General features: G+C 49.5%; 4 protein-coding genes. 2 read left to right on the top strand and 2 right to left on the bottom strand.

What is annotated here, in order from left to right; translation table 11 throughout:
• Together VN105_RS08290 and VN105_RS08285 are read left to right on the top strand one after the other, a co-directional pair.
• A partial coding sequence (locus tag VN105_RS08290) for a hypothetical protein (protein WP_325639758.1) occupies nucleotides 1-735 on the top strand: 735 nt, incomplete at its 5' end.
• 33 nt (nucleotides 736-768) lie between these two features.
• Nucleotides 769-2343 carry a S41 family peptidase gene (locus tag VN105_RS08285; protein WP_325639756.1) on the top strand — a complete coding sequence of 525 codons (1575 nt, stop codon included), beginning with the start codon at nucleotides 769-771 and terminating at the stop codon, nucleotides 2341-2343.
• 63 nt (nucleotides 2344-2406) lie between these two features.
• On the opposite strand, the gene VN105_RS08280 is transcribed toward VN105_RS08285, so the two are convergent.
• Nucleotides 2407-2700 (bottom strand): phosphoribosylpyrophosphate synthetase, encoded by a 294-nt coding sequence (locus VN105_RS08280; protein WP_325639754.1) that lies wholly within the window; start codon nucleotides 2698-2700, stop codon nucleotides 2407-2409.
• A gap of 130 nt (nucleotides 2701-2830) precedes the next feature.
• Nucleotides 2831-8151, bottom strand: a 5321-nt coding sequence (locus tag VN105_RS08275; protein WP_325639752.1) for a gliding motility-associated C-terminal domain-containing protein, incomplete at its 5' end; no start/stop codon positions are given.

The raw sequence follows: 8151 nt of genomic DNA, 5'->3' as shown, positions 1-8151 counted from the left end.
GGAGCGGGGATAATAGCCGGTCTTTTGTTGTACGTAAAAGCTTCCGCACAAGATGAACCGAATAAATGGGCGCCAGCCGGAATTAAAATTGACGGTCAGGCTACTGAATGGCCTAAACCCCTGCAGTTCTATAACAATACCACCAAGTTATTTTACACTATAGCCAACGACCAGGAAAACTTATACGTAATAGTTAGTGTACCTGATCCGCAGAGCCAAACGAAAATCATGCGCTCCGGTATCACCATTGCCATGAATACTACCGGTAAGAAGAAAGGCGGCGCCAGTGTTACATTTCCGCTTACCTATAATATAAATACCGGCGCACCCGATGTTCCGGAAGCATCCAGGGCGCTCATAGCGGGAGAACTGAAGAAACAACTCCTGGCCAATGTAAAGGAGATCAAAGTGGAGGGTTTCGACAGCATCCCCGATGGCAATATTCCGGTGAAGAATACGTTTGGTATTCAAACCACTTCTTCATACGACGCCGCCGGTAACCTGGTGTGCGAATTGGGTATTCCCCTGAAAATGCTGGGTGTCTCCGCCGGAAGCAGCCAGGCCATTGCCTATCATTTTAAGGTAAATGCCATGAAGAGAGAGGACAAGAAAGAACTGGAGGCTAAAAGGGCCAAAGGAGAGCAGCCCCCAATGCCTGGTGAGTATGCGGACCATTTCGCTTTGTATTATCCGGCCGACTTCTGGACACGTCAGACACTGGCAACCCAGAAATAGGCCAACCAGACTACCATCGTCATAACTGTTTTTATGCATAAAAAACTGTTTTCTGCAGGACCTGCAACCATGCTGGCAGGTGTTCTCTGTGCAGGCACTTTTATGTCTTGCCACAAAGACAAATCCCCGGCACCCCCGCCAGTGGAAATTACCGACGCCCTTAAAAAGGATTCCCTGAAATACCTCATGTACCAGATCATGCAGGTAACCTATGGGGATGGCGGACGAAGCGCCGGCAAAGGGCTGCCTACCTACTACTGGTATTCCAGTGTGCCCCAGTTGGATCCGTTGGCCAGCAAGTATGCGGAGGCCAAGGATCTGCTGACCGAAATGAAAACCTATGCTATTAATCCCACTACCAATGCGCCGTATGATCATTACAGCTTCCTGGATGAAGATGGCACCATCACCAACCAGCTGATGAACGGGGTGTCTGAACAAAATGCAGCCGCAAATCCATCGAAGCTGGGATTTGACGTGGGTTTTGTTGATGGCGCCGATGCCAGTAAAGTGAGGATCTTTGTAAAGTATGCAGATAAAAACAGCCCGGCCGGTAAAGCAGGTATCTCCAGGGGCTGGGAAATTGTTTCCATCAACGGCAATACCAGTTTTCCCAGTAGTTCATCTTCCATTAATTCCCTTTACAACACCCTCACTACATCCGACAATGTTACACTGGGCTTAAAAAAGCTGGACCAGGCTGCTGTTACCGTCACCCTAAATGCAGCTACCTACAACATCAACCCAGTGTTGTTTGATACCGTTTATACCGTTAAAAATATTGTGAACGCAGATGTGAAGGTGGGCTATTTTGTGATGTATACTTTTTCCAGTGTTACCAACAACAGTGGAAATGCAACTGCTACCAAAACCGCATTGGACCAAACGATTGCCAAATTCAAGGCTCAGGGGGTAAGGCAACTGATCGTGGATTTCCGGTATAACGGGGGCGGAGCCACCACCACCGCAGAGTACCTCGATAATGCTTTTGCACCCGCTGCGGCTGCCGGTAAGCTGATGTATACCTATAAGTATAACGATAAGATCATGAATAACCTGGCTGCCACCAAGCTGGACGCGCAGGTGAACTTTGCAGCCGCAACAGGAGGAATGAACCTGGACAATGTATTTTTCATTGTATCCGGTGAAACTGCCTCCGCCAGCGAATTAACGCTGAACAACCTGAAGCCGTATATGAACGTAAGGCTCATTGGGCAGAAGACTTATGGGAAACCCGTTGGTTTTATCGACTTTAATATCACTATGTACGACAATGATCATAAACCAGTATACCTGGCCGATTTGTATGCCATTAATTTTGAAACGGTGAATGCTAACGGTAATGGCGGGTATTATACAGGTATCCCGGTAGATGCCACCGCGAAGGATTATGTAAACGTAGCATGGGGCAATATCAATTCAGACCAGAACCTGCAGCAGGCAATGAACTATATTTCAAAAGGCGCGTACCTGGATCTTCGCACTACCGCAAGGCTGAGTGCAGCGGCCGGTAACGACTTACGCGAAGCTATCCCGAATATGGTAACCAGTGGCCGGTTTAACGGGATGGTTGATTTCAGGTTGAGTAAAAAAGTGGCAGGACTTTAATAACGTTTAACCTTTAGCGTTAGCCGGGGCGATCCCGGTTAACGCTAAAGATTTAAAGAAGCATCAGCGATGCCCCAGTTTCCTTATCATATCTTCCGACATATCTTCTGAATACACCCCGTATCCATACATCAATACCCCTTTGACCCCTGATTTGGTTTCAATAGCATAAACTACTGCTTCATCACCCGGATCGGTATTTCCTTCAAAGCGATAGGTTTCCGTGATCTCAAAATCTTCCGGGCGCACCTTGCCTTCCTGGCATTGAATGCTGTCGAAAACAAGATTAAAATCAGTGATGTATCCGCGTTGGCGTAAATCTTCTATGGCTGCTGTTACCGTGTCGTACACTTTCATATAAAAACAATTTCTGGTTTGCGAATGAAACAATGGCAAGTTAACAAATCAATGGGGCATATAAAACAAAAAGCATAAAGCCGGGTGGCCTTATGCTTTTTGTTTTATTTTATGCAGATGATAACCGTTATCAGCGGATGACGGTCACTTCTCCTTTCAGCACATTGGATGATCCGCCGGCTACTTTCTTGTAGGACAGCCACCATACGTAGGTGCCAACATCCACTGGAACTCCTTTGTATTTACCATCCCATCCTTTATGGTTGTCGGACGACATGAAGATCAGTTCACCCCAGCGGTTGAAGATCCGCAATTCGTATTCGAACATTTGTCCTCTTACAACAGGTCTGAACACATCATTACGTCCGTCGCCGTTTGGTGAGAAGGCGTTTGGCAAGGTCGGTTTAGGTTCACATTCTACAAAGCCTACTGTGATATCGTCGGTTGCGGATCCGCAATCGTTGAATACGGTTACGGTGTAAGTGCCTCCGTTGGTCACCGTAAGGGATGGCCCGCCTGAACCGTTATCCCAACGTACACCGGTGATACCGCCACCTTCAGCGCGCAGCAGGAGTGTTTCACCTTTACAGAGGGTAGTATCCCTTCCGAGGTTGATAACCGGTAAACCGGTGATGTTCACTCTCACGCTGTCCATGAACACACGCTGGCAGTATTTGTCCATCACCGCCAGTTTGTAGTTACCGGCCTGGGTGATCTGTTTAACCGGGTTAGGATCGCCGTCGTTCCACAGGTAGGACACTGCATCCGGGTTGGTGCCGTCGATGGTAACGGAGCCACCAGGGCAGATGTTCCTGTCGGGTCCCAGATCCATAGTGAGCACCGGTTTCATTCTTACGTTCACGGTATCTCTCACCACGCAGTTGTCCCTGCTTACCGCCACCCAGTATCCGCCGGGTTTATTTACCACGATGGAGTTGCTGGTTTCGCCTGTCTGCCATTTGATACGGCCGCCGTTTGAATTAACGGTGAGCATAATGGACTGGTCAGGACAGATAGAAGTATCGCGGCTCAGGCTGATGTCCGGTGGCGGATTCACGCTCACTTTCACCGTATCGATAGTGATACATCCGGATTTCATCACTTTCACCCAGAACTGTTCCTGTGTGCCTGCCAGGATGGAAGGTTCGGTAGAACCGTTGCTCCAGAGATAGGTACCGCCATTTACATAGGCATCCAGTTTCACGGTTTGGCCGCGGCAGATGGTAGTATCCGGGATATCGACCAGCGGTGTTGGTACCAGGCCCACATGAATGGTATCGGTAGTGGCACATTCGCCGTTGCTTACGTTTACCCAGTAGGTGCCTGCCTGGTTAATATTGATCCGTTGCGTGGTGGCGCCGGTAGACCATTTGATCTGGTAGGCGAAGTTAGCAGGACCTGCATCCAGTATGAGACTATTGCCTCCGCAGATGGTGGTATCGTTACCGAGGTTCACCATTGGTTTCTGGATGTAGCTGAGGTTGTAGGTTACGGTATCGGAAGAGCAACCTGTTCTGCCATCTGTTATAATAAAGGAAGCAGAAGTAGCGCCGTTCAGGTTGAACACATTGTTGTTTTGTGATCTTGGTAAACCTGTTACCGCATTGGCCGGGGTTACTGCCACCAGTGTATAGGTAGGCAGGTATACGTTACCCACTTTGCGTAAGGCGATCCTGCCGTTGTCTGAACAGTTGGAAGGCAGGGTAGCCTGCAGCTGTGGTTTATCGCAAGGTTTAATAATTACCCGCTGGATCACGTCGTTGGCTTTATTGCCGCAGGCATCCATGATGGTCCATCTTCTTACAATCGTATACCCGTTACAGATATCTTCCACATAAGGATCTTCTGTATAGATAGCACGTTTCGGGAAGCTGTTATCACAATTGTCTGTGGCGGTTAATACCGGTGCAGCAGGGATCTTATCCTGGCAGTAAAGCACCACATCTGCAGGAGCAGGCATGATCACCGGCCTGGTGGTATCTTTTACCGTTACCACCTGTGTAATGGTGGTGGTGTTGCCGCAGGCGTCTTTCGCCATCCAGGTTCTGATGATGCGGTAGTTACCGGCACATTCACCTGGTGTTCTTTCCGTGGTGATCCTGCGGGATACGGTAAGGCCATTGCCGATGCTGCTGCAATTATCAGATACCTGTACATCTGTAGCAGGAGCGGGGATGTTATCACAGCTCACGGTAGTGTCGGCAGGAGGTTTCACCGTGAATACCGGTTTAGTGGTATCCTGTACGGTAATGATCTGCTGCATCACTGATTTGTTGCCGCATTCATCGGTAGCGGTCCAGGTTCTTGTTTCCTGGAAGTTACCGGCGCAGTTGCCTGGTAATTTTACGGTTTTGGTACTGGTGAATACCTGGATGGAGCCGCTGCAGTTATCAGTAGCGGTGATCACAGGCCATGCCGGTACTTTGTCGCAGTTTACCACCGTGTCTTTCGGAGCAGGTATGCTGAACACCGGCCTGGTAGTATCCTGTACCCTGATGATCTGCTGTACTGCACGGGCGTTGCCACATTCATCAAAGGCGGTCCACTTGCGATAAATTATGTAGTTATTGTTGCAGTTACCCTGCTGATGAACGGCAGAATCTTTCGGCACTACTGTTATTATACCCGGGGTGCAGTTATCGGAAGCCGTGAGATTGAATCCTGCAGGTACTTTATCGCAATCCACTGTTGTATCAGCAGGAGTAGCGATATCGAATACCGGTGCGGTCATATCTTTTACGGTGATCACCTGTTTCAGGGTAACGCCGGTGTTACATTCGTCTTTTGCCGTCCAGGTGCGGATCAGCAGGTAATTGTTGGAACAGTTGCCTGGCAGATCCTGGCGTACTTCCACCACCGGGATAATGATTTCCCCGGCGCAGTCGTCGTTTGCTTTCAGGTCTGTTTTAGCAGGTACTTTATCACAATCCACGGTGATATCCGCAGGAGCCGGCGTAGTAAACACAGGCGCTTTGGTGTCTTTCACCGTAATGGTTTGTGAAACGCTTACAGAAAGATTGCACCTGTCTGTTGCTGTCCATGTGCGCGTAATAGTACTCAGACAAGGCGAAGTAACCACGGTCACATCGTTGTGGGTAATGGTCAGTTGTTCGTTATCGTAAGGCGCGTGACTGAACACCGGCTCTCCGAAGAGGGTAGTGTAGTCTTTACCTCTTTCACATTCCGTAGTAATTGCCGGCGGAGTGAAGGTAACGATCGGGCTGATAGTGACCGCTGTGATTTTCACCACATTGCTGATATTATTGATACAAGCCCCCGAAGTAACCACTCTTCTGTACCAGGTATTGGCGGCGAGCAGGCCTGGTTGGTAGGTATCGCCGGTAGCGCCGGTGATGTTGGTGAATGGACCTGTTGCACCTGCCGTGCTTTGCTGCCACTGGAAGGAATAGGTACCATTACCGCCGGTAAGTGCAATACCACGTATAGCCATTGGCGTTTCCGTTACACAAACGGTCTGATCGTCCCGGATGGTGTTACCGAGTATCGGTTTACGGTTAATCAGGGTAACGCTGGAGCTGGAGGCGTCGCACACGCCGTTGCTTACCACCCAGGTCAGCTGGGCTGTTTCACCGGCAGGTACTGTGATCACCGCATCTTTCCGGTTGATATCGCTGATACCGATCACCGCTGCGTTATTGCTGGTGACGATCCAGGTACCTTTTGCACCTGCCACACCAGGATCGCTGGCATTCATTTTAAAGGCAGCGTTGTCGCAATGTTCCTGGTTGGCGCCTGCGCTGGCAGGTACCGGTAACCTGTAATTGATAAGTGTTACATCATCCCAGGTAGCACTGCACACACCGTTGGTGACGGTCCAGCGTAAGGTAACAGTGTCGCCAATGTTGATGTTTACTTTGGAAGTTGGGCTGTTGATAGATTTGATGGAAGCATTTCCTTTAATTACCGACCAGAAGCCTTTTGCACTTGGTACAGACACCGGATCTGCTGCGAGGGTGAAGTCGCCCGTATTGTTACACATTTCGATATCTTTTCCGGCATTTGCATCTGCAGCTGTTTTATAGTTAATCAATGTAACAATACTGCTGGTGCTGGTACAGCTTCCGTTTGTTACGGTCCATTTCAGTATCACCGTATCGCCCACCGGAACCGTTACTGCGGTATAAGGATCGTTTACGGATTTGATACTGGCTTTACCCGGAACACGGCTTACATCTGTCCAGGTACCTTTAGCACTCGGTGATCCCGGCTCACTGGCTTTCATGATGAAATCGGCTGTAGTATTACATTTCTCCTGGTCCTGGCCAGCATTGGCTGTAACAGCCGCTTTGTAATTGATGATAGTTACCCTGCTGAAGGTAGTATCACATACGCCGTTGGCGATGGACCACTGCAATACTACGGTATCGCCTATTGGCACCGTTACCGCAGTAGTTGGACTATTCGGTGATTTGATCTTCGCTTTTCCGGGTACCGGGCTGATATCTGTCCAGGTGCCTTTTGCTGTTGGCACGCCGGGGGTATTTGCCGCCATGATAAAGTCGCCTTTATTGTTACAGATGGCCTGGTCCGGACCGGCGTTGGCTTTGTTGGCGGTAGCGTAGTTGGTAAGCATTACTGTATCATAAGTAGCGGCGCAGGTACCATTGGTGATTTTCCACACCAGTTTTACACTAACCCCTGCAGCAACGGTTACGGCGCTGTTGTATTGGTTCGGAGAAACAATACTTACACCCGCGGTACCGGCAGGATTGGTCCAGGTACCTGTTACATGTAAACCAACTGGCTTGCTGCCATTCATCTTAAAGTTGGCGTCGTTACAATGCTCCTGGTCTAAGCCGGCATTAGCGGTAGCCGGAGTTTTGTAGCTGGTGATGACAACCGTATCTGCTTTATCAGCGCTACATGTACCGTTGGAAATACTCCAGATCAGTTTCACTACACTGTCCGCCGGAACAGTAACAGTGGTATTGGCTTTGTGCGCATCGGCAAACTTCACTGTTGCGGAAGCCGGCAGGAATGTCCAGGTGCCTTGTGCACCGAGTTCCGTAGGCTCCGTAGCCGTGAGTGTAAAGGTGGTTTTATCACATGCCGTTTGATCAGTCCCCGCACTGCGCATGATTGGTTTGAGCAGGCTGGTGATGACAACCGTATCTGCTTTATCAGCGCTACAGGTGCCGTTGGAGATTTTCCAGATCAGTTTCACTACACTGTCTGCCGGAACGGAGACGGTGGTATTGGCTTTGTGGTTATTGGCAAACTTCACGGTTGCGGTAGCTGGCAGGAATGTCCAGGTGCCTTGTGCACCGAGTTCCGTAGGCTCCGTAGCAGTGAGCGTAAAGGTTGTTTTATCACAAGCTGTTTGATCCGTGCCCGCATTGCGCATGATTGGTTTGAGCAGGCTGGTGATGACAACCGTATCGGATTTATCAGCGCTACATGTACCATTGGAAATACTCCAGATCAGTTTCA

The sequence above is a fragment of the Chitinophaga sp. genome (assembly GCF_035564935.1).
Classification (GTDB): Bacteria; Bacteroidota; Bacteroidia; order Chitinophagales; family Chitinophagaceae; genus Chitinophaga.
The sequence above is the reverse complement of the archived record's forward strand: the minus strand, read 5'-3'. Positions and strand labels throughout refer to the sequence as shown.

Bases quoted from the DNA above. Each gene is read 5' to 3' on its own strand.
- VN105_RS08285 (WP_325639756.1), top strand. From the start codon at position 769: ATGCATAAAAAACTGTTTTCTGCAGGACCTGCAACCATGCTGGCAGGT.
- VN105_RS08280 (WP_325639754.1), bottom strand. From the start codon at position 2,700: ATGAAAGTGTACGACACGGTAACAGCAGCCATAGAAGATTTACGCCAA.